19 protein-coding genes and 1 pseudogene are annotated in these 21,026 nt (G+C 60.3%); 15 read left to right on the top strand and 5 right to left on the bottom strand.

Annotation, left to right across the window (positions count from 1 at the left end; genetic code table 11):
- Positions 1–181: 181 nt before the first annotated feature.
- The 4 genes from AC07YV_RS25960 to AC07YV_RS25945 are packed head-to-tail and all read left to right on the top strand — an operon-like array spanning position 182 to position 4,225.
- Positions 182–799: a cytochrome b/b6 domain-containing protein gene (locus AC07YV_RS25960; protein WP_102701953.1), complete on the top strand. Its 618-nt coding sequence runs from the start codon at positions 182–184 to the stop codon at positions 797–799.
- Entirely contained in the window at positions 796–1,581 is a 786-nt protein-coding gene (locus AC07YV_RS25955) for a molybdopterin-dependent oxidoreductase (protein ID WP_102701954.1), read from the top strand. Before AC07YV_RS25960 ends, AC07YV_RS25955 begins: the two co-directional genes overlap by 4 nt.
- A 53-nt stretch (positions 1,582–1,634) precedes the next feature.
- On the top strand, positions 1,635–1,901 hold the full coding sequence (locus tag AC07YV_RS25950) for a pentapeptide MXKDX repeat protein (RefSeq protein WP_102701955.1): 267 nt from the start codon (positions 1,635–1,637) through the stop codon (positions 1,899–1,901).
- A gap of 47 nt (positions 1,902–1,948) precedes the next feature.
- On the top strand, positions 1,949–4,225 hold the full coding sequence (locus AC07YV_RS25945; protein WP_146025406.1) for a hypothetical protein: 2,277 nt from the start codon (positions 1,949–1,951) through the stop codon (positions 4,223–4,225).
- Positions 4,226–4,544: 319 nt separating this feature from the next.
- On the opposite strand, the gene AC07YV_RS25940 is transcribed toward AC07YV_RS25945, so the two are convergent.
- Positions 4,545–5,723: a hypothetical protein gene (locus AC07YV_RS25940; protein ID WP_102701957.1), complete on the bottom strand. Its 1,179-nt coding sequence runs from the start codon at positions 5,721–5,723 to the stop codon at positions 4,545–4,547.
- Positions 5,724–5,907: 184 nt separating this feature from the next.
- On the opposite strand from AC07YV_RS25940, the gene AC07YV_RS25935 reads away from it, so the two are divergent.
- The 7 genes and pseudogenes from AC07YV_RS25935 to AC07YV_RS25905 all read left to right on the top strand — a co-directional run bounded on the left by AC07YV_RS25935 (position 5,908) and on the right by AC07YV_RS25905 (position 14,096).
- On the top strand, positions 5,908–6,906 hold the full coding sequence (locus tag AC07YV_RS25935) for a LysR substrate-binding domain-containing protein (protein ID WP_494990365.1): 999 nt from the start codon (positions 5,908–5,910) through the stop codon (positions 6,904–6,906).
- A gap of 21 nt (positions 6,907–6,927) precedes the next feature.
- A complete protein-coding gene (gene aldA, locus AC07YV_RS25930) occupies positions 6,928–8,352 on the top strand; it encodes an aldehyde dehydrogenase (RefSeq protein ID WP_102701983.1) in 1,425 nt (474 codons plus the stop codon).
- A 192-nt stretch (positions 8,353–8,544) separates the two neighbouring features.
- Positions 8,545–9,867, top strand: coding sequence for an MFS transporter (locus AC07YV_RS25925; RefSeq protein WP_102701958.1), 1,323 nt, complete (start codon positions 8,545–8,547; stop codon positions 9,865–9,867).
- A gap of 1 nt (position 9,868) precedes the next feature.
- A complete protein-coding gene (locus tag AC07YV_RS25920) occupies positions 9,869–11,086 on the top strand; it encodes a mandelate racemase/muconate lactonizing enzyme family protein (RefSeq protein ID WP_102701959.1) in 1,218 nt (405 codons plus the stop codon).
- Between the two features lie 156 nt (positions 11,087–11,242).
- Positions 11,243–12,853, top strand: coding sequence for a GMC family oxidoreductase (locus AC07YV_RS25915; RefSeq protein WP_102701960.1), 1,611 nt, complete (start codon positions 11,243–11,245; stop codon positions 12,851–12,853).
- Positions 12,854–12,967: 114 nt separating this feature from the next.
- Entirely contained in the window at positions 12,968–13,375 is a 408-nt protein-coding gene (locus AC07YV_RS25910; protein ID WP_102701961.1) for a response regulator, read from the top strand.
- A 111-nt stretch (positions 13,376–13,486) separates the two neighbouring features.
- Positions 13,487–14,096 (top strand): annotated as a pseudogene (locus AC07YV_RS25905) (HAD-IA family hydrolase).
- A gap of 105 nt (positions 14,097–14,201) precedes the next feature.
- Here AC07YV_RS25905 and AC07YV_RS25900 read toward each other — a convergent pair.
- Positions 14,202–14,861, bottom strand: a complete 660-nt coding sequence (locus tag AC07YV_RS25900; protein ID WP_102701962.1) for a methyltransferase family protein — start codon at positions 14,859–14,861, stop codon at positions 14,202–14,204.
- Between the two features lie 72 nt (positions 14,862–14,933).
- Entirely contained in the window at positions 14,934–15,878 is a 945-nt protein-coding gene (locus tag AC07YV_RS25895; protein ID WP_102701963.1) for a GlxA family transcriptional regulator, read from the bottom strand.
- 124 nt (positions 15,879–16,002) lie between these two features.
- Here AC07YV_RS25895 and AC07YV_RS25890 point away from each other — a divergent pair, with 124 nt between their 5' ends.
- Both AC07YV_RS25890 and AC07YV_RS25885 read left to right on the top strand, forming a co-directional pair.
- Positions 16,003–16,794: an SDR family NAD(P)-dependent oxidoreductase gene (locus AC07YV_RS25890; protein WP_102701964.1), complete on the top strand. Its 792-nt coding sequence runs from the start codon at positions 16,003–16,005 to the stop codon at positions 16,792–16,794.
- A gap of 101 nt (positions 16,795–16,895) precedes the next feature.
- The gene (locus AC07YV_RS25885; protein WP_102701965.1) at positions 16,896–17,888 is read left to right on the top strand and encodes a pyridoxal-phosphate dependent enzyme; all 993 of its coding nucleotides are present in this window, start codon (positions 16,896–16,898) and stop codon (positions 17,886–17,888) included.
- On the opposite strand, the gene AC07YV_RS25880 is transcribed toward AC07YV_RS25885, so the two are convergent.
- Positions 17,882–18,202: a DUF2388 domain-containing protein gene (locus AC07YV_RS25880; protein ID WP_095967997.1), complete on the bottom strand. Its 321-nt coding sequence runs from the start codon at positions 18,200–18,202 to the stop codon at positions 17,882–17,884. The two genes, AC07YV_RS25885 and AC07YV_RS25880, sit on opposite strands and share 7 nt — an antisense overlap.
- A gap of 131 nt (positions 18,203–18,333) precedes the next feature.
- Here AC07YV_RS25880 and AC07YV_RS25875 point away from each other — a divergent pair, with 131 nt between their 5' ends.
- Positions 18,334–19,443, top strand: a complete 1,110-nt coding sequence (locus AC07YV_RS25875) for an NAD(P)/FAD-dependent oxidoreductase (protein WP_102701966.1) — start codon at positions 18,334–18,336, stop codon at positions 19,441–19,443.
- Between the two features lie 72 nt (positions 19,444–19,515).
- Complete coding sequence (locus tag AC07YV_RS25870) at positions 19,516–20,112, top strand: DinB family protein (protein WP_102675765.1); 597 nt, start codon at positions 19,516–19,518, stop codon at positions 20,110–20,112.
- On the opposite strand, the gene AC07YV_RS25865 is transcribed toward AC07YV_RS25870, so the two are convergent.
- The gene (locus tag AC07YV_RS25865) at positions 20,033–20,953 is read right to left on the bottom strand and encodes a LysR family transcriptional regulator (RefSeq protein WP_102701967.1); all 921 of its coding nucleotides are present in this window, start codon (positions 20,951–20,953) and stop codon (positions 20,033–20,035) included. The genes AC07YV_RS25870 and AC07YV_RS25865 overlap by 80 nt on opposite strands.
- Positions 20,954–21,026: the final 73 nt, after the last annotated feature.

Here is a 21,026-nt window from a genome sequence, read left to right as displayed (position 1 = left end):
GTGTGTCAGGCAATACAGATGTCGACTGACACACCGCTTTCGCGAGCAAGCCCGCTCCCACAGGGTTTGCGGTGCTCGTTGTGAGCGAGTTATCACGTTTAATTTAACTTTACGTGAGGATTTGGCGATCTTCCGGCTCCCATACTCGGCCCCAACGAACAACAACACAGGGGAGCCGGACATGTCGCAGACCACTGCTTCACCCAAGGCCAGTCATCCACGCTGGCTACGCCTGACCCACTGGCTCAACGCCCTGGCGGTGCTGGTGATGGTCACCAGCGGTTGGCGCATCTACAACGCCTCGCCCCTCTACGAATTCAGCTTTCCCAGGTCGATCACCCTCGGCGGCTGGCTCGGTGGCGCGCTGCAATGGCATTTCGCGGCGATGTGGTTGCTGGCGATCAACGGCCTGATCTACCTGGCCTTCAACCTGTTCAGCGGGCGCCTGAAGCGGCGCTTCTTCCCGGTTTCGCCCAAGGGCGTGCTGCAGGATCTGTGGGCCGCCTTGCGCGGAAAACTCGCACACGCCGACCTCAGCCATTACAACCAGGTGCAACGCGTCGCCTACCTGTTCGTGATGGTCGACATCACGCTGCTGGTGCTCTCCGGGCTGGTGTTGTGGAAGTCGGTGCAGTTCCCGCTGCTGCGTGAATTGATGTTCGGTTACGAAGGCGCACGCCGTGTGCATTTCTTCGCCATGGCGTTGTTGGTGGCCTTCGTGGCAGTGCATCTGCTGATGGTCGCGCTGGTACCTAAAACGCTGTTGGCCATGATCGTCGGCCGCAAGGAGCAAGCATGAAAAAGCGCATTCAGATCCCCGGGCTGGACGAATCGTCGATCCTCACCGACGCCCGCAAGATCCTCGCCCCGCAAATCGAAGACCGCTCGCGGCGTTCGTTCCTGCTGCGTGGCCTGACCCTCGGCGGCGTGGCCATGTTGTCCGGTTGCAACATCACCGACAACGAAAGCGTCGACACCGCGCTGTCCTCCATGTCGCGCTTCAACGACCGCGTGCAGGGCTGGCTGTTCAACCCCAACGCCATGGCGCCGACTTATCCCGCATCGATGATCACCCGGCCGTTTCCCTTCAATGCCTTTTACGGCATCGACGAGGCACCGACAGTGGAGGAGGAGAGCTATCGCCTGGAGGTCAGCGGGCTGGTCGCCGACAAACGCAGTTGGCGCCTCGAAGAGCTGCGCGCCATGGCCCAGACCGAGCAGATCACCCGGCACATTTGCGTCGAAGGCTGGAGCGCGATCGGACGGTGGGGCGGCGTGCGCTTCAGCGACTTCCTCAAGCGCATCGGCGCCGACACCGACGCCAAGTACGTCGGCTTCAAATGCGCCGACGACTACTACACCAGCATCGACATGGCCACCGCGCTGCATGCACAAACCCTGCTGGCGCTGACCTGGGACGGCGCGGTGCTGCCGCGCGAATACGGCTTCCCGATGAAGCTGCGCATGCCCACCAAGCTTGGCTACAAGAACCCCAAACACATTCAGGCGATTTTCGTCAGCAACACCTACAGCGGCGGCTACTGGGAAGACCAGGGCTACAACTGGTTCGGTGGCAGCTGACGGATGCCTGGCCCTTTCACACCTCCACAACCCACGCTCCAAGGAGTTTCATCATGAAAAAGTTGACCACCGTTGTACTGTCCATGTGCCTGGCCGTTGGCGCTGCCTCCGTGTTTGCAGCTGACACGATGAGCAACGACAGCATGAGCAAGGATTCGATGTCCAAGGATGCCATGTCCAAGGACGCGATGAAGAAAGATGCAATGTCCAAGGACGCGATGAAGAAAGACGCGATGTCCAAAGACTCCATGAGCAAGGACGGCATGAAAAAAGACGCCATGTCCAAAGATGCGATGAAGAAGGACGCCATGTCGCAGTAAACATCAGCCGCCTCCAGTGGGAGCCCCCACTGGGGGAGCGGCAAGCGATGGAGAAGGTGCGCCGCAGCCAGCAAACAATTAGTTACGATGCCAGTCTTGCCGAAAGTGCACGCGCAACCAAAACTGCATGTTTAAAGTGCTGTACTCAATTCGCGGTAGAAAGAAATAACATGCTCTCACCTAGTATTTCATCATTAAACAGTCTGGCCACTAGCAAGCAAGCTGACACGCCGACAGTGGCGGCACCATCTTCCGAACACTATTTTCTTTCTTCTTTTTCTCCCGCCAATGGCGATCTGGTGTTAGGCCGGACATCCGTTGCAAGCAAGGAAGACTCAATGTGGACACCAAATCGTCTGCGGGAAAGTCTGTTGTCAATGTTTAATATAATGGTTGAGCAGCCTGAGTTTTTTTGTTTTCAAGACGCGGAGTGCACGAAAATAAACGACAGGCCGGATTCGATCGTGGATTTGGTGGACACGATGGATGTGGTCTTGAAGGAGGAGCGTCAGCGTAAAATATCAAGAGTGAACAACGAGCCGGTCAGACAGCCCGAGAATATAACTATTCACAATTCCAGCGTTGATTTGGCGAGGGGCTCAGTCGATGAGAGTACTTACGTCAGGAACTTTTGCAATGGTTTTCTTGATGCGATGTATGAGATTGAGGAAGGTATGGGAGACTCCAATGTCAGTGATGGCAGCGCATTGACGGATTATCGCGGAATTTTTTTATGCAGTAATCTAGATGGCTTGTTTTTAGAGTTGTGTAAGCACTCTCGTTATATTCCAGCAGACAAGCTTCTCGAAGCTGCAAATAATCAGAAAGAACCCATCGATGGAAACTCATGGCAGCGTATCCACAAACCTTCCGCCCATTTATTTTCGGCTATCAGTAAGGGCATGATTGATGGGTTCATTCGGCAGCAAAGCAAGTCCGAGCCTACCGCCCGTATTCATTTTTTTCTGGATGGCATCCCCATACATGATGTGGTTGACGGGACTGACACAGATGCCAGTAGAACAACGTCTGAGGAACTGCGTCATCTCTATCAACGCAGGGATGAGTTGGGCGATACGGTGAGGTTCTATCAAGATAACCTGGCGGTACCATCGCCGTGGGAGCAGGATCCGAATTTGTGGAGTCGTTGCGCAATCGGTGCCAATGTAACTCCAGCGCCGTCAGCACCTGAAAAAACGATAACCACAAACCTTCAAACTGACTCAAAGGGAGAGATGAGTGCATCGGTTTCATACCCGTTGACAGGTAAGTTTTACTTTTGTTTCCGTGATTTCGAACTTGGTGTTGAGTGCGCCAAACTTAATATAGGTTCTCCGGAGAGTATTAGTAAGGCGTATAGGGAGGAAAAGTGGGGTCGCATTATTACTCAGGAAGAATATGCCTCTCTTTTAGCCTATAAAATTAAGGGGTTTGATAAGTATATAAATCCTTGTTTGGGTAAGGTGGATTCAGGAAGAAAGGGTTTTAATACAATCGTATGCTACATAGTGTCTGCGTTGAATAAGTTGAGAGAGTCTGGGTATTCTAAATATTGTGATGAGTTTCTTATAGACGGGTTTTTTGCAGAAGAACAAAATCAGGGGCTTCCAGATGAGTTTCGCAAGGAAAGCTACCTGCAAAGTTCTGTTTGGCGGATACCGCCGCTTTCTGGTTATTCTCAAGAAAAAGCAGCGCGCCCTGATCAAGTGTTCGACTTCAAGAGAAATGATAAAAATGAGTATGTCTTTGTCCGGAAAAGCAATGGCGAAAGCTGCAAGCTGAACGGCGTGTTTACCTATGTCATTCTTGCAACTGAACCTGATCATGTTTATTGCGGTGTGGGAAATGGTCAGCAGAACTCGAAAGGGGAGCGGAACGAAAATCGGCATAGTAATCGAGACTACGTAGAAGGTCACAGCTCACTGGCTCAAGGTAAAGATGTACTGTTTGCTGGTGAGTTTTTGTTTGTGGACGGACAGCTGAAGCTCTGGACTAATGGTAGTGGCCATTATAAGCCAGTGGCTGAGCTTCGTTTGACTAATTTAACGGAGGTGGTTAAACGCATACTTCCTGAAAGTTTATTCCGAGATCACGATAAGCTGACGGCAACTGAAGTTCAGGAGCGCAATGCGTATATACGGATTTCGGAAAAGGACGAAGGCATTTTGAGGGCTCGTTACTCCGCACCTGCCGACTCTGATTCTGAGTCTGATTCCGACTCCGAAACCGATGCAGATATCTTCAGGGAATCAATGATAAAGAGAGGGTTGGGACACCGGGTGGCCGTACGGGCTGATGGTCCGAAAAACGGAGGCGCCGTATGAAGAAAAAAATGAGATGAAGTAACCGCTCCCATCGACGCCGCTACGAACAGAGTACTCTGGGGGTATGACTTGAAATCATACCCCCGTGACTTTTAATGGTTACAACCCACCCAACTCCAGGTGTTAAAAAATCGCAAACCAGCTCAGTCGTTCGGTGGAGCCGATATGACTATCAGCAAGGTGCCGTTGCAAGTGTTGTTTGCGCTGACGTCTTCGCGGGCAAGCTTCCCACAGGGATCACCACTGAACCTGTGGGAGCGGCGATGCGGCGATCCGACTTGCTCGCGAAAGCGTCCTTGCAGACGCTACAAATCCCGGATCAGAAGTAATACCCGATGTTCATGTACAACTGATTCTCCCAATGATCCGTCCCGCCCGCCCCAAGGCTCTGGGTGTAGCTGCTTCCACCAATGTACGGATCGTTCTTGCCGAAGATCCATTCCGTGGCGATCCACAATTTGCTGAACGAGAACGAAGTACCGAGGATCGCCCGCTCGGAGGTCTTGAAGTCATCGGCGGATTTGTCGAAGGCGCTGTAGTTGGCGTAGAGCTTGACCCCGCTGATCTGGTCGAACAGGTATTTGCCGGCCACGTCATAGCTGAGGTCCGCCACGTACAGGTTGCCGCGGCTGGCGACGTTGTAGGTGCCGTCGTAACCGCCGAAAGTCACCAGTTCATCGGTACCGGGGTTGCGTGGAGACATCTGCTGGCGCGCTGCCTGCAACTGCACGCCCCAGGGGCCGTTCTTGCCCAGGTAGTGCAGTGCGACGGCATTGCGCCGGCCGTCATTGTCGGTGTCGCGGTTTTGAATGCTCGACGTCAGGCCGGACAGGCCGACCTCGGATTTCCACGGCCCCAGGTCCAGCGCCCTGGCTACGCGCAGCACCACGGTGTGGCGTTCCTGGTTGTCGCTGCCGTCGGTCACGTAGCTGTCGGCTTCCGATACCACGCTGGAGTAGGTGACGCCATTGCTGGTGCCTTTGCCTTGCCACGCCGGACGCAGGTAGTACCCGGCCTGGACGTTCCAGTCGCCGCTTTGCTGGATGTACTTGGCGCCGACCTGCTGCACGTCTTCCAGGCCGATGACGTTGCCCAGGGTTTCGTAGAAGGTGCTGCCGAAGTACGGCTGCAATCCGAACGGCACCGAGTTCAGGCCCACTTGCACCTGCTGGTCGGGGTTGAACCTGTAGCCGGCCCACGCGTACTTGGCGAACTGGATGTCGCCGTAGTTCCTGGTGTACTGGTAGGGATAGGAGCGGCCGTAGAAACGGTACTGGGCCTCACCGATCCAGGTGTCGGAGTTGTACTTGGCGCTGAGGAATACGGTGTCCAGGCCGAATTTCTGGATGTCGCGGTCCGGGTCGTAGTCCCAACGGGCCCGCACCGCGCCGCCGAGGTCGAGGTTGTCGGTGACTTGCACGGCCATGGCCGGGGCCGCAAAGGTGCAGAGTAGAGCGAGGTACAAAGGACTGAAGCGCAGGGAAACAGGGAAGGGCATGTGGCAGCTCTCGGTTATTTTTATTTGAGATGCCGGCCAGTCTTGCGATCTGAGCTGCGATGAACAAACGATTAAAAATCCGCTGAAACCTTCCTCGAACGCATGTTACTGAAAAAATCCTGTAGGACAATGCCTCGCCGCCATGGGATCCTTGCGCCCTGTCACTGGTCCTTGAGAGCCTTTCATGAAACGCAAAATGCCCGGCCTGAATGCGCTCAAAGCGTTCGAAGTGGCCGGTAGCACAGGCAGCTTCACCCGCGCCGCCGAACTGCTCAACGTCACCCAGAGCGCGGTCAGTCGCCAGGTGCGGCAGCTGGAAGAGCAACTGGGCGAAAACCTGCTGGAGCGCCGTCACCATCACCTCGAACTGACCAGCGCCGGCCGGGTTTTGCTGCGGGCATTGCACCAATCCTTCGACAAGATCGAGCTGACGGTGCGCAGCATCCAGCAGAAAACTCATTCCAACCGCCTGCACATCAACGCGCCGCCGACCTTCACCAACCGCTGGCTGATGCCGCGCCTGGGGCGCCTGCGCGAGAAGCATCCAGAGCTGGAGTTGAGCATCACCACGCGCCTGCAGGACAGCCTGGCGGAAACCAGCACGCTGGACTGCGCGATCCGGTTCGGCAACGGCGAATGGGATGGCCTGGACAGCTCGTTACTCTTCAAGGAGCGGCACATCGCGGTGTGCGCGCCATCGCTGTATGCGCGGGAGTGGAGCGAGCAGGGTATCGACCTCAATCGCCTGACGCTGCTGCATGTTCTGGCCCGGGAAGACCAGCGCTACCTGACCTGGAAACACTGGCTGGACGCGGCACGCATCCATGGCGTCGATACTCAGGGCGGATACGAATTCGACCTGCTCGACCTGGCGATCCGCGCGGCCATCGATGGCCTGGGCATCACCATCGCCGACTGGCACATGGTCGCGCCGGAGCTGGCCAGCGGGCAACTGACCCAGGTGCTTAACGTGCATGTCGAAGGCCATCAGTCGTATTGGCTGGTGACCCGGCCGGAACAGTCACTGCCGCAGTTGCAGGTGTTCAGCCAGTGGTTGCAGGAAGAAATCTGGCTGGCGCAAAGGCAGCTCCTACAGGGTAACGTGCGTTTTTTGAATGTTATCTCGCTCAATAAATCGTTTGTCCAACTTGCGCCGGATGCCAAGACTGCTCGAACTGGATAAAAACAACGATGGGCGATGCACATGCGACTCGAGCGAAACTTTGTTAACGGGCAATTCAATGAGCCGGCCAGCGCTGCGTTGATCGCCGTCTATAACCCGGCCACCGAAGCGCTGATAGGCCACGTCTCGGCCGCCACCCGCGACGAAGCCACGGTTGCCGTCGAAGCGGCTGCAGCGGCGCAGAAAACCTGGGGCAAGCTGACCAGCATCGAGCGCGCCGACTACCTGCGTGCCTTTGCCGATGCCCTTGAAGCCAACGCACAAAACATCGGTGAGGCGCTCGCCGCCGAGTCCGGCAAAAGCGTGAGCGATGCCAGCAACGAAGCCCGTTACGCTGCGCAGATCACCCGTTATCACGCCGAATGGGCGCGCCGCATCGAAGGCGAGATCATTCCCAGCGACACACCGAACGAAAACCTCTTTCTGCACCGCGAACCGATTGGCGTGGTCGCCTGCCTGATCCCGTTCAATTACCCGGTCTACACCTTGCTGCGCAAAATCGCTCCGGCGCTGATTGCCGGCAACACGGTGGTCGTACGCCCGAGCAACAATACGCCGACCTCGGCCTTCGAAATCGCCAAGGCTGTACAGCAATCCGGCATGCCGGCGGGCGTGATCAATATCCTGACCATGGATCACGCCACCGCCGCCACGGTTTGCACCCACAAAGCCGTGGGCCTGATCACCCTCACCGGCAGCGTCAATGCCGGGCGCATCGTGCTCGATTATTGCAAGGCCAACATCGCCAAGCCGTCCCTGGAACTGGGCGGCAAGACCCCGGCGATCATCGAGGCCGACGCCGACCTCGAGGCCGCCGCCACTGCAATCGTCGCCTCCAAGACCACCCACTGTGGCCAGTTGTGCACGGCGGTGGAGCGGGTCTATGTGCAGGAAAGCATCTACGACCAATTCCTCGGCCTGCTGAAAGAGAAAATCAGCGCCGTGAAATACGGTGACCGCGCCACCGATGCCGGCCTGATGGGACCACTGGTCAATGCCAGTTCGCAGCAGAACATCCATGCCATGGTCGAGCGCGCCATCGCCGACGGCGCGGTGCTGGAAACCGGTGGTGTGCTGCCGGAAGGCAAGGGCCATTTCTATCCGCCGACCCTGCTCAGTGGCTGCCGCCAGGACATGGAAATCATCCAGGAAGAAATCTTCGGCCCGGTGCTGCCGGTGCTCAAGTACCGCGACATCGACGAAGCCCTGGCCATGGCCAACGACCACCAGTTCGGCCTGTCGTCGGTGCTGTACACCGAGAACTATCGCACCGCGCAGAAAGTCGCCAACGCCATCGAGGCCGGCGAGCTGTATGTCAATCGCACCCCGGCCGACCCGTACCAGGGCTTCCACGCCGGCTGGAAGCGCTCGGGCCTGGGTGGTGATGACGGCAAGCACGGCATGCTCGAATTCACCCAGACCCGATTGGTGGTGATGAAGTACTGATTTACCCGAAGCACCCCTCTCGCTTATGTGGGAGCGGGCTTGCTCGCGAAGACGTCTTATCAGTCGACATTGATGGTGCCTGACACTCCGCTTTCGCGAGCAAGCCCGCTCCCACATTGGCCTGAGTACACCTGAGTCATATAAAAACAATTATTCGAGCGCCCGGACCACCGGGTGCCAGAGGTCTACTCGATGTCCAAGCCAGCAACCACTGTTGCCGCTGTTCAGGGTTCGAACGCGGGTTCAAAAAGCCAAAGCGACAAGGGAAGTCGTTATTTCCAACTGATGCTGTTGGTGCTCGCCGCCGGTGCGATCTATCCGATCCTGTACCTGCGCCAGGTCTACCAGACCACCATGCTCGAAGTGTTCCAGATCAGCCACAGCGAGCTGGGCTACCTGTACTCGATGCTCGGCACGATCTTCCTGCTCTCGTATTTGCCCAGCGGCTGGCTGGCGGATCGCATCGCACCACGCTTCCTGATTTTCTTCTCGCTGGTGGCCACCGGCGCCCTGGGCCTGTGGTACTCCACCGCGCCGTCGATGACCGGTTTGATGATCATCTTCGGTTGCTGGGGCCTGACCACCGGTTTGACCTTCTGGGCTTCGGTGCTCAAGCGGGTGAAGATGATTGCCCATCACACCGAGCAGGGGCGGTTCTTCGGCATCCTCGACGGCGGTCGCGGTCTGGTCGAAGCCCTGCTGGCAACCGTCGCCCTGGCGCTGTTCGCCTTCGCCACCGAAACCCGTGGCGAGTCGGTGGCCGAAGGCTTCAAGCACGTGGTCTACCTGTATTCCTTCACCTGTATCGCCATCGGCTGCGTGCTGGTGCTGATCAAGGACCCGAAGGCCATGGAAGACGCGCCGACGGTGGAAAAGGGCAAGTTCAACCTGCTCAGCGACCTGACCACGCTGGTGAAAATCCCTGAACTGTGGCTGGTCACCGCCATTGTGTTCTGCGGTTACCACATCTTCTGGGCCACCTACAGTTTCTCCGATTACCTGCAGGGCGGCGGCATGACCGCGGTCATGGCCGGCACCATCACCACCATCAAGCTGTGGATGCGCCCCATCGGTGGCATCGGCGGCGGTTGGCTGGGTGACAAGTTCTCCAACATTTCGGTACTGGTCGTCGCGTTGTTCCTCGCTTCCCTGGCGATGATCGGCCTGATCGTGTTCCCGGCCCTCAACAGCCTCGGCCTGCTGATCGGCACGGTGATTTTCATCGGCCTGATGACCTACGCCATTCGCGGGCTGTACTGGGCGATCCTGGACACCTGCAACATTCCGCTGCGCATCACCGGCCTGGCCATCGGCATCGTATCGGTAGTGGGTTACCTGCCGGATGCCTTCATTCCCTTGATCAACGGCTACCTCACCGAGCATTTCCCCGGTGCGTTTGGCTACCAGCTGTATTTCGGCTACATCGCATTCGTCGGCCTGCTCGGGACCCTGGCGGCCCTCACGCTGCGTGCGCGCATCAATCGTAATTCCATGAATAAGAAGACAGGTGCCTGAGATGAAAATCGTCGCCCTTGAAACCCATATCGTTGCTGTTCCGCCACCGCACATCGGCGGGATGTACTGGCTGTTCGTCAAGATCAAGACCGACTGTGGCATCGAAGGCGTCGGCGAAATCTACGCCGCGACCTTCGGCCCCAAGGCCATGCTGCCGATCATCGAAGACGTGTTCGAGCGCTACCTGCTGAACCAGGACCCGCACCACATCGAACGCTTTTTCCGCCAGGCCTATTCGAGCGGCTTCACCCAGCGCCCGGACCTGACCATGATGGGTGTGGTCAGCGGTCTGGAGATGGCCTGCTGGGACATCATCGGCAAGGCGGCGAACAAGCCGGTCTACGAGTTGCTCGGGGGCAAGGTCCACGAAAAGCTGCGTTCCTACACCTACCTGTACCCGGTCAACAGCAAGGGCGAGTACGACTACGACGACCCGGACCTGGCCGCCGAGTGCGCCATCGAAAACATGAACAAAGGCTTCACCGCCGTGAAGTTCGACCCGGCCGGGCCGTACACCGCGTACTCCGGTCACCAGATTTCCCTGGAAGTGCTGGAGCGCTGCGAAACCTTCTGCCGCAAGATCCGCGAAGCGGTGGGCGACAAGTGCGACCTGCTGTTCGGCACCCACGGGCAGATGGTGCCGTCCTCGGCCATTCGCCTGGCCAAGCGTCTGGAGAAGTACGACCCGCTGTGGTTCGAAGAGCCGGTGCCGCCAGGCCAGGAAGATGCGATGGCGCAAGTCGCGGCCAAGACCAGCATCCCGATTGCCACCGGTGAACGCCTGACCACCAAGTACGAATTCTTCAAGTTGCTGCAGGCCGGCGGCGCGTCGATCCTGCAAATGAACGTCGCACGCTGCGGCGGCCTGCTGGAAGCGAAGAAGATCGCGAGCATGGCCGAGGCGTATTACGCGCAGATCGCCCCGCACCTCTACAACGGGCCGATCGGCGCGGCGGCGAGCTTCCAGTTGGCGACTTGCACGCCGAACTTCCTGATCCAGGAAAGCATCATGACCTGGGGTGGTTTCCATGCCGAAGTCCTGACCAAACCCTTGCAGTGGGAGGACGGCTACATCATCCCGTCCACCGAGCCGGGGCTGGGCGTGGAGCTGAACATGGACGTGGTGCGCAAGCATTCGCCGTACACCGGTGAGCGGTTGCACCTGCAAATGGCGCCGACTCCGGCGGATGTCAAAGACACTTCGCCGGCCAGGGGCTGACGGGAGAGGGCGCAATCCCCTGTAGGAGCTGCCGCAGGCTGCGATCTTTTGATCTTGCTTTTGAAAAATCAAAAGATCGCAGCCTCGTTGCACTCGACAGCTCCTACAGGGGGAGGCGCGGTTTTTTTTGTACAACGACTTACGCGGTAACCGTGCATGACATACGACTACATCATCGCTGGCGCCGGCGCAGCAGGCTGCGTTCTGGCCAATCGCCTCTCGGCTTCCGGGAAACACACGGTGCTGCTGCTGGAAGCGGGCGGGAAAGACTCGTCCTTCTGGTTCAAGATCCCGGTCGGCTTCGCCAAAATGTATTACAACCCGACCTTCAACTGGATGTACTACAGCCGCCCGCAAAAGCAACTGAACAACCGTGAGATCTATGCCCCGCGCGGCAAGGTGCAGGGTGGTTCGGGCTCGATCAACGCGATGATCTACGTGCGTGGCCAGGCCCATGACTTCGATGACTGGGCGGCCAACGGCAACGACGGCTGGGGCTTCAAGGACGTGCTGCCGTACTTTCGCAAGCTGGAAAACCACCCGCTGGGTGACAGCGATTACCACGGCGGCAGCGGCCCGATCAGCATCACCCCGATGAAGGGCCAGACCCATCCGATCTGCGATGTGTTCCTCAAGGGCTGCGACGAATTGGGCTACCCCATCAGCGACGACTTCAACGGGCCGAAATTCGAAGGGGCGGGCATCTACGACGTCAACACCCGCGACGGCCAGCGCTGCTCCAGCAGCTTCGCCCATTTGCACCCGGCATTGAGCCGGCCGAACCTGACGGTCGAGCATTTTGCCCTGGTGGACCGGGTACTGTTCGACGACCGGCAACGCGCTACCGGGGTCGCCATCACCCAGCACGGCGTGGTGCGCACCTTCAGCGCCAACAAGGAAGTGATCCTCTGCGCCGGTGCCGTGGACACGCCGAAGATCCTGCAACTGTCCGGCGTGGCCGATCAGGGCTTGCTGGCCAGACACAACATCCCGCTGGTCAAGCACCTGCCGGCGGTGGGGCAGAACCTGCAGGACCACCTGTGCGCCAGTTACTACTACAAGGCCAACATCCCGACGCTGAACGACCAGCTCAGTTCGCTGTTCGGCCAGTTCAAGCTGGGCCTGAAGTACCTGTTTACCCGCAAGGGCGCGCTGGCGATGAGCGTCAACCAGGCCGGCGGGTTCTTCCGTGGCGACGCGCAGCAGACCAACCCGAATTTGCAGCTGTACTTCAACCCGCTGTCGTACCAGATCCCGAAGAACAACAAGGCCAGTCTCAAGCCCGAGCCGTACTCAGGCTTCCTGCTGTGCTTCAACCCGTGCCGGCCGACCAGTCGCGGGCATATCGAAATCGCCTCGAAAAACCCGCGGGATGCAGCGCTGATCGACCCCAATTACCTGAGCACCCAGAAGGACATCGACGAGGTGATCCAGGGCAGTCGCCTGATGCGCAAGATCATGCAGGCGCCGGCGCTCAAGGGCATCACCGTCGAAGAGGTGTTGCCGGGACCGGTGGTCGAAACCGACGAGCAGATGCTGCAGTACTTCCGCGAAAACAGTGGCTCGATCTACCACTTGTGCGGTTCCTGCGCCATGGGCCCGGACGAGCAGAAGTCGGTGGTGGACAAACGCCTCAAGGTCCACGGACTGGACGGATTGCGCATCGTCGATGCGTCGATTTTCCCCAACGTGACGTCGGGCAACACCCACGCCGCCGTGTTGATGGTGGCGGAAAAGGGCGCCGACCTGATCCTGCAGGATGCGTGATGCCGGTCACCGGGTTGTATCAAAAATGAATTTCCGCGGTCTGCGCTGCTCATACCTTTAGGCAGCGGATCCAATTCCGCGAAATCATTGAGGCAATCAGGGAGCGGCACGGTCATGAGTCGAGTACCGACGGCGGACGGACATCGTCCTGGCGGGTTGATTCTGGTGGTCGAGGACGACCCGCTGATCCTGGAGTTTCTCTGTGAGATTCTTCAGGAGGAGGGTTTTGTCGTCGAGCCGCACACCAGTGCGGATGCGGCAGCGGTCTATCTGGAGCAGCATGCGCCGCAGGTGGGCATGCTGCTGACAGACATCACCATGCCCGGCACGCTCAATGGCGCGGACCTGGCCAACCAGTTCGGCGATCGCTGGCCGGACAAGCCGATCATGATCATGTCCGGTTTCGAAACCCCTGAAAGCTCAGGGGTGCGGCACGCGGTCTCGTTCATCAAGAAGCCCTGGATGATCGGTGGGCTGCTCGATTGTGTGGGCCAGACCTTCAAGTCCAAACGACTCAACTGAGCCGCTCGCAGATGCTACATTGCCGGGCAATTCCGTCCGGCAGCTGCGAGGTTCCTTTCCTTGTCCGATCACCCTGTATTCAACTCGACTTACCGTGCCTTTCTGTTCGACATGGACGGCACCGTCCTGACGTCCATTGCCGCCGCCGAGCGGGTCTGGACCACCTGGGCCCTGCGCCATGGAGTTGATGTCGAGTCCTTCCTGCCGACCATTCACGGCGCCCGCGCCATCGACACCATCAGGCGCCTGGGCTTGCCCGGGGTGGATGCCGAGGCCGAAGCCGCGTGGATCACCGAAGCGGAAATCGACGACGTCGACGGGGTCTTCGAAGTGGCGGGCGCGGCGAAATTCCTGGTCCTTGCCGGCCAGACAGTGGGCCATCGTCACCTCCGCGCCACGGGAGCTGGCGCTGCGGCGGATGGCGGCGGCGGGGATTCCCGAGCCTGAGGTGATGGTAACTGCCGAGGATGTGACTGCCGGCAAACCGGACCCCGCGGGTTACCGACTCGCGGCCCGGCGCCTGGGCGTGGAGCCTGGGCAGTGCCTGGTTTTTGAAGATGCCACGGTGGGGATTCTGGCGGCAGAAGCGGCGGGGGCGGATTTGGTTATTGTCACGGCGACCCATGAGCAGCCGATCGAGACGGTGCATGGGACGTTGGCAAGTTATGAATCGGTGCGGGTTCTGGTGGATGCCGCAGGTCTGCGCCTGCACGCGGTCTAATGTGGGAGCGAGCCTGCTCGCGAAGACGTCGTGTCAGCGGCTATTGATGTTGGCTGACACACCGCTTTCGCGAGCAGGCTCGCTCCCACAGGGGATATGTGGCATTCAGTAGAGTCCCGGAACCAACCGCCAGGTGCGGGCGCAATAGGCCTCGTATTCGCTGCCGAACTGCGCCCTGAGCAAGGCTTCTTCCGAGTGAATCCGGGCAATCAGCGGGATCAGGGTCAATGCCGCCAGCAGCAGACCGACCCCCGAGCGAAACGCCAGTGCCCAGCCCACGGCGATGACCATCATCCCCAGGTAACTGGGGTTGCGCAGGCGCCGGTAAATGCCCTCGGTGACCAGTCGGTGCCCCGGCTGGATCGCCACCAGCCCGCTGAAGCGCTTGCCCAGCACAAACACCGGCCACAACCGCAGCGTACCGCCCGCGATGAACAACAGGGCCCCGAGCCAGCGCACACCTTCACCTCCAAAGGTCCAGAAATCGATGCGGTCGGTATAGGCCGGCACAAAGCCGCTGAGCACGCCGATCACGCCGAAGACCGGGAGGACCCAGCGATTGGCCCGGTCTTCGCGTTCTCCCGAACTCAGGTTGACCTCGGTGAACAGCGATGCGACAGCCATGACCAGGGTGGCCAGGGCAACGACAACCAGTGAGCCGTGGCTGAAGTAAGCCGCGAAACCGCCCAGTCCCCAGATCGCGAGGGCGAGGTAGGCGAGGGTGCTGACGACGGCGAAAAACGCCAGTTTGGCCGAGATTTTCATGGCGCCTCCAAAAAAGACCTCCGGTATGTTCAGTGTAGATACCGAGTGTTCCCACGCAGAGCGAGGGGGCGATCAAATCACCTCTGCTCGCGCATTGCGCCGGATCACCTGGGGTGGTTGCCCGAACACCCGCAGGAAGGTTTCGCGCATGCGTCGGCGGTCGGTGAACCCGGTTTCCACGGCGATCTGGTCGAGGGTCAGGCGTCCGCGCTCGAGCATCTGTCGCGCCGCTTCCAGACGCAGGTTCTCGATGGCCTTGGCCGGCGATTGCCCGGTTTCGGCGCGAAACGCCCGGCTGAATTGCCGGGGGCTGAGGTTGGCCACTTGTGCCAGTTGCTCCACCGACAGGGGCTGGGCGAGGTGTTCCTGGGCGTAGCCGAGCACGGTTTGTATGCGGTCGGATTTCGGCGCCAGTTCCAGCAGCGCCGAATGCTGCGACTGGCCGCCGGCGCGGCGGTGGTACATCACCAGTTTCTGCGCCACGGCCCGGGCCAGCTCGGCGCCGTGGTCCTTTTCCACCATCGCCAGTGCGAGGTCGATACCTGCGGTCATGCCGGCGGACGTCCAGATCGAACCGTCGATCACGTAGATGCGATCAGCCTCGACCTTGATCGCCGGAAACCGCGCCTGCAGTTCCCGGGCGTAGGCCCAGTGGGTGGTGGCCCGCCGTCCGTCGAGCAAGCCGGCCTGGGCCATGACGAACGCCCCGGAGCAGATCGACGCCGTGCGGCGCGCGCTGTGGATGCTGGCCTTCAGGTACTCCAGCACGGCCTCGGGCGCCTGCTCGATGATCGAGTCGCCGCCGACCACGATGACGGTGTCGAACACGCGCCCGTCGAAGGCCTCGGTGCAAACGCTCAAGCCACCCGAGGCGCGCAGGGTGTGGCCGTTTTCCGACAGCACGCGCACGTCATACAGGGTCTGTGCGGCACTGAAGTTGGCGTATTCGAACACCGGCATGGCGGCCAGCGCCATGGACTGGAAACCCTCGAAAACCACGAACGCCACGCTGATCATCGGCTTGTCCTCAAACGGTTATGTCCGAAAAACGTACTTTAAACGTCATTTGAGACAGGCGTAAGTCCCTTTATAACGGTCTGCACCCGGCGAATCTCTCGCCTTACCCTTGAGGAATTGCACCATGGCTCTCTCATCCAAAGGCACTGCACTGATCACCGGCGCTTCTTCGGGCATCGGCGCGGTGTATGCCGACCGCCTGGCTCGCCAGGGTTACGACCTGATCCTGGTAGCCCGCAGCCGGAGCAGACTCAATGCCCTGGCCAAGCATTTGAGCGACCAGACCGGGCGCAGCGTGGAGGTGGTGGCCGCCGACCTGACGAACAAGGCGGATTCGCTGCGGGTCGAACAGATCCTGCGCAACGACGCCAGCATCACCCTGCTGGTCAACAACGCCGGGGTCGGTGGCGTCATGCCGCTGCTGGCCAGCCCCGTGGACGACATGGAGGCGATGGTCAGCCTCAACGTGACGGCGCTGATGCGCCTGGCCTACGCCGCTGTACCCGGCTTTGTCGCCCGTGGCGCCGGCACCCTGGTCAATATCGCCTCCATCGTCGCCATCGCCCCGGAAATCCTCAACGGCGTGTACGGCGGGACCAAGGCGTTCGTCCTGGCCCTGAGCCAGTCGATGCAGCATGAACTGGCGGACAAAGGCGTACGCGTCCAGGCGGTGTTGCCGGGAGCGACCGCCACCGATTTCTGGAGCGAGGCCGGCAACCCGGTGGAAAACCTGCCGCAGGAGATCGTAATGTCCGCCGAAGACATGGTCGATGCCGCGCTCGCGGGCCTGGCGGCCGGTGAAACAGTGACCATCCCGGGCCTGCACGATGGCAGCCAGTGGGATCGTCACGAAGCCCAGCGCAAGACGCTGTCCGGGTTGTTTGGAAATAGCGTGGCGGCGCCGCGTTATCGCTGAGACTGCCCCCGGACCGGGTGAACTAAACTTGCATGAGAGGACCGTTCACCGCTGGCTCGTCGACCTGTCTGGCGAGCCGGTGGCGTGTAACAGGAACCGACATGCTTCACATCCGCACGCCTTTGATTCTGCACCCTGGCCTGTCGACCCCGACCCGCCGTATCTGGCTGAAACTGGAAAACCTGCAACCTGGCGGCTCGTTCAAAATACGTGGCATCGGCTTGCTGTGCAGCCGGGCGGCGCAGCAGGGCAAGCGCAAGGTGGTCTGTCCCTCCGGCGGTAACGCGGGACTGGCCACGGCCATGGCCGCGGCATGCCTGGGGCTCAAGGCCTGCATCGTGGTGCCGCACACTACCCCGCACAGCACCCGGGCGCGGATCAGCAAGACCGGCGCCGAGGTGATCGAGCACGGCAAAGTCTGGGACGAAGCCAATCAATGGGCCCGGGAACTCGCCCAGGACCCACGCAGTGAATTCGTGCCGGCCTTCGACCACCCGGTGTTGTGGGAAGGGCACAGCACCATGGTCGATGAAATCCTTGCCGACTGCCCGCCAGTGGATGTGCTGGTGGCATCGGTGGGCGGCGGTGGCTTGCTGGCCGGGCTGCTCACCGGCCTGATTCGTCATCGGCACACCGATTGCCGCATCGTCGCCTGCGAGACCGAAGGCGCGGCGTCGTTCGCTGCAGCAGTCGCGGCCGGGCACCCGGTCAGATTGCCGAAAATCGACACGGTTGCCACGTCCCTGGGGGCCGCGCAAGTGGCCGCCTGGCCGGTCAGGCATATCGGCGATTTCCCCTATGAGTGCGTCGTGCTCAGTGATGATGAGGCGATCATGGGCGTGGTGCGTTACGCCAATGATTTGCGTCAGCTGGTCGAGCCGGCGTGCGGCGTTTCATTGGCGACCGCCTACCTGGATCACCCGGCGATTGCCGACGCCCATGACGTGGTGATCGTGGTGTGTGGCGGGGTGAGTATCAACGCGCAACTCGTGGCCGGGTGGGCACGCATGTCCACTGGCACACACGCGAGGCAGGGCTGGAAACGCTATCCCGGTGTCACAAGCCCCACCGCTGGCGATGACGATCTTCAGTGATCGGCGGCAACGCCTTCCTGGACGAGGATGGCGCGGGCCAGGTCTTCGTCGCTTGCGTTGTTGAGGGCGGGATTGTCCTGACGGATCTTTTTCAACACCGACTCCAGGTAAGCACCACGAATCGCACCGCCGCTGGCGACGAAGCTGGAGGCGTCATCCCGGGCGGGAATCATGAGTTTGTCGTCTTTGAATGTTGAGTACAGCGAGGCGGAAACCCCGGCCGAGGTAGCGACATCTTTGGCATCCACATCGGCCAGAGCCGAACCTGCGGGTAAACAAAGTACCAGTGCAGAGATGATAAATAGGCGGCGCATGACGGTGTCCTCCGACAGCCTGAAGCATAAGGGATGTACCACATAGTTTAGGATACGTGGCAGTCGACGAGAGTTCCGTGACGGGAGCTCTGAGGCATCGCCGGTGAGAACAGGTGTGGGAGGCAGGGTCGTTGAGCGTCGATATTCAAAGCGTGGTGATCGGGGCCGGAGTCGTCGGGTTGGCGGTGGCCAGGTGCCTGGCCATGAGCGGGCGGGACGTGCTGGTCGTCGAGGCCGGGGCGGGCATCGGCACGGGCATCAGCTCGCGCAACTCGGAGGTGATTCATGCCGGTATCTATTACCCGGAAGGCAGCCTCAAGGCGCGGTTTTGCGTGGAGGGCAAGCAGCGTCTATACGCTTTTTGCGATGAGCACGCCGTTGAATACCGGCGCGTCGGCAAGCTGATCGTGGCCACCGATGCGCAACAGCGCTCGGCGTTGCAGCGTCTGTTGGAGCAAGGGCGGCTTAATGGTGTCGATGACCTGCAATGGCTCGACAGCGCACAGGCCCGCGAGCTCGAGCCGGCGTTGTCGTGCGTCGCGGCACTGTGGTCGCCCTCTACTGGCATCGTCGATTCCCACGGGCTGATGCTGGCACTTCAGGGCGACGCCGAGCGGTTCGGTGCGACGCTGGCCTTGCGCACGCCGTTGCTGTCGGCCCTGTGCCTCGACCAGGGCTTCGAGCTGCACATGGGCGGCAGCCAACCCATGACCCTGCGCTGCCGCGAAGTGATCAACTGCGCGGGGCTGTCCGCTCCCGAGGTGGCGCGCGCTATCGTCGGTCTGCCTGCACAGTGCGTTCCCCAGGCGCATCTGTGCAAGGGCAGCTATTTCAGTTTCAGCGGCCGGGCACCCTTTCGGCACCTGGTGTATCCGGCCCCGGAGAGTGCGGGACTGGGCGTGCACATGACGCTCGACCTGGGCGGGCAGGCGCGCTTCGGGCCGGATGTCGAATGGGTCGAGCACATTGATTACCGCGTCGAACCCCGCCGGGCCGAGGGCTTCTATCAGGCGATCCGCCGTTATTGGCCGGGTTTGCCGGACAACAGCCTGCAACCGGCCTACAGCGGCATTCGCCCGAAAATCAGCGGGCCGACCGAGCCGGCCGCCGATTTTCTCGTCAGCGGATGCGCCGAACATGGCGTGCCGGGGCTGGTGAATCTGTTTGGCATCGAGTCGCCGGGGCTGACCAGTTGCCTGGCGCTTGCCGAGTACGTGGTGAAACGCCTCGACGACCGATGATCAGTGCTGGCCCTGCCTTGCGGGCATCGGGTCTATGCTAGGGAGTGCGCTTACTGCCATCGGAGACCTCTGATGATCACCGTACGCACTGCCTGCCTGCTGGCCGATTACAAACGCTGGGCCAATCAGCGTCTGTTTGACAGCCTTGCGGCGCTTCCTCCGGGCGAAGTCAAAAAACAACGGGTGTCAGTGTTCAACAACATGATCGGCACCCTCAATCATGTCTACGTGGTGGATTGCATCTGGCGGGCGCACCTTGAAGGCCGGGGACACGGTTTCAAGACCTCCCACGATCTGCTGCATGCCGACCTGTCCGAACTGCGCCAGGCGCAAAAAGAGATCGATCGCTGGTACTGCGACTGGAGCGCCCGGCAAACCGATGCCTCCCTGGACAAGCCGGTGGAGTTCACCTTTGTCTCGGGCGAAAGCGGCACCATGAGCGCCGGCGCGATGCTGATGCATGTGGTCAACCACGCCAGCTACCACCGCGGCTGGGTGGTGCAGATGTACTTCGAGATTCCGGCCATGCCACCGGTGACCGACATGCCGGTGTACCTGCGCGAATCCGAGCCGGTGCTCCTGCAGTCGATCAATGCCCCGACGGTGGCGCCGCCATGTGCTGTGCAATTTTCGAACGCAACCAGCGTTCTGCCGGATCGTTATCGCTGACCCCGTTCCAGACCATCGACAGTTCGGACAGGTTGATCTCAAAGGGCGCATCGTCCGCCCGTAACTGGCTGCTGCCTTCGATCAGCGCACTGGCCGCGTAATCCGGTACGGTGGCGAGCATGTCAGTCCCCGCCAGCAACGCCCGCAAGCCCGCGAACTGTGGCACCGCCAGCACCACCCGGCGCGAACGGCCGATGCGGGCCAGGTCATTGTCGATGGATCCGCTCAGATCCCCGGAAAACGACACCAGTGCGTGAGGGCGCTCGCAGAACTCGTCGAGGGTCAACGGGCCGGGACGGTCATCGCCGCGCAGGATCTTCACACTCAGGTCGCGCAGTTTCTTGCGCTTGGCGTTGGCCGGCAATTCCGTGGTGTAGCTGATACCGACGGAAATCTCGCCACTGGCCAGCATCGACGACATCAGCAGGAAATTCACCCGGCGCACCACCACCACAACGTTCTGCGCCTCTTCGCGAATCTGCTTGAGCAGCGGCGGAAAGAGCCCGAATTCGGCGTCGTCGGACAGGCCGATGCGAAACACATCGCGACTGGTGGAGGGCTCGAAATCCTTGGCCCGGCTGACCGCCCCGGAAATGGTGTCCATCGCCGGCTGCAACTCCTTGAGAATCTGCAACGCCCGCGGGGTCGGCTCCAGGGTTCGACCGTTGCGCACCAGCAACGGATCGTCGAACAGATCGCGCAACTTGGCCAGCGACGCACTGACAGCGGGTTGACCGAGAAACAGTTTTTCCCCGGCCCGGGTCAGGTTCTTCTCGAACATCAGGGTTTCGAAAATCACCAGCAGGTTCATGTCCACGCGGCGCAGGTCATTGCGGTTCATTGTGGCGGGCTCGGTGGGGGTGGGTTTTTTCAGTAAAGCAGCAAACCCTGCGGAATCTAGGGTTCGCTGAATA

The organism is Pseudomonas sp. GW456-E7 (genome assembly GCF_059424105.1).
This window is presented reverse-complemented; position numbering and strand designations above follow the sequence as displayed.

Coding starts and splice junctions, on each gene's coding strand:
- AC07YV_RS25960 (WP_102701953.1), top strand. CDS start 182: ATGTCGCAGACCACTGCTTCACCCAAGGCCAGTCATCCACGCTGGCTA.
- AC07YV_RS25955 (WP_102701954.1), top strand. CDS start 796: ATGAAAAAGCGCATTCAGATCCCCGGGCTGGACGAATCGTCGATCCTC.
- AC07YV_RS25950 (WP_102701955.1), top strand. CDS start 1,635: ATGAAAAAGTTGACCACCGTTGTACTGTCCATGTGCCTGGCCGTTGGC.
- AC07YV_RS25945 (WP_146025406.1), top strand. CDS start 1,949: ATGGAGAAGGTGCGCCGCAGCCAGCAAACAATTAGTTACGATGCCAGT.
- AC07YV_RS25940 (WP_102701957.1), bottom strand. CDS start 5,723: ATGCCCTTCCCTGTTTCCCTGCGCTTCAGTCCTTTGTACCTCGCTCTA.
- AC07YV_RS25935 (WP_494990365.1), top strand. CDS start 5,908: ATGAAACGCAAAATGCCCGGCCTGAATGCGCTCAAAGCGTTCGAAGTG.
- aldA (WP_102701983.1), top strand. CDS start 6,928: ATGCGACTCGAGCGAAACTTTGTTAACGGGCAATTCAATGAGCCGGCC.
- AC07YV_RS25925 (WP_102701958.1), top strand. CDS start 8,545: ATGTCCAAGCCAGCAACCACTGTTGCCGCTGTTCAGGGTTCGAACGCG.
- AC07YV_RS25920 (WP_102701959.1), top strand. CDS start 9,869: ATGAAAATCGTCGCCCTTGAAACCCATATCGTTGCTGTTCCGCCACCG.
- AC07YV_RS25915 (WP_102701960.1), top strand. CDS start 11,243: ATGACATACGACTACATCATCGCTGGCGCCGGCGCAGCAGGCTGCGTT.
- AC07YV_RS25910 (WP_102701961.1), top strand. CDS start 12,968: ATGAGTCGAGTACCGACGGCGGACGGACATCGTCCTGGCGGGTTGATT.
- AC07YV_RS25900 (WP_102701962.1), bottom strand. CDS start 14,861: ATGAAAATCTCGGCCAAACTGGCGTTTTTCGCCGTCGTCAGCACCCTC.
- AC07YV_RS25895 (WP_102701963.1), bottom strand. CDS start 15,878: ATGATCAGCGTGGCGTTCGTGGTTTTCGAGGGTTTCCAGTCCATGGCG.
- AC07YV_RS25890 (WP_102701964.1), top strand. CDS start 16,003: ATGGCTCTCTCATCCAAAGGCACTGCACTGATCACCGGCGCTTCTTCG.
- AC07YV_RS25885 (WP_102701965.1), top strand. CDS start 16,896: ATGCTTCACATCCGCACGCCTTTGATTCTGCACCCTGGCCTGTCGACC.
- AC07YV_RS25880 (WP_095967997.1), bottom strand. CDS start 18,202: ATGCGCCGCCTATTTATCATCTCTGCACTGGTACTTTGTTTACCCGCA.
- AC07YV_RS25870 (WP_102675765.1), top strand. CDS start 19,516: ATGATCACCGTACGCACTGCCTGCCTGCTGGCCGATTACAAACGCTGG.
- AC07YV_RS25865 (WP_102701967.1), bottom strand. CDS start 20,953: ATGAACCGCAATGACCTGCGCCGCGTGGACATGAACCTGCTGGTGATT.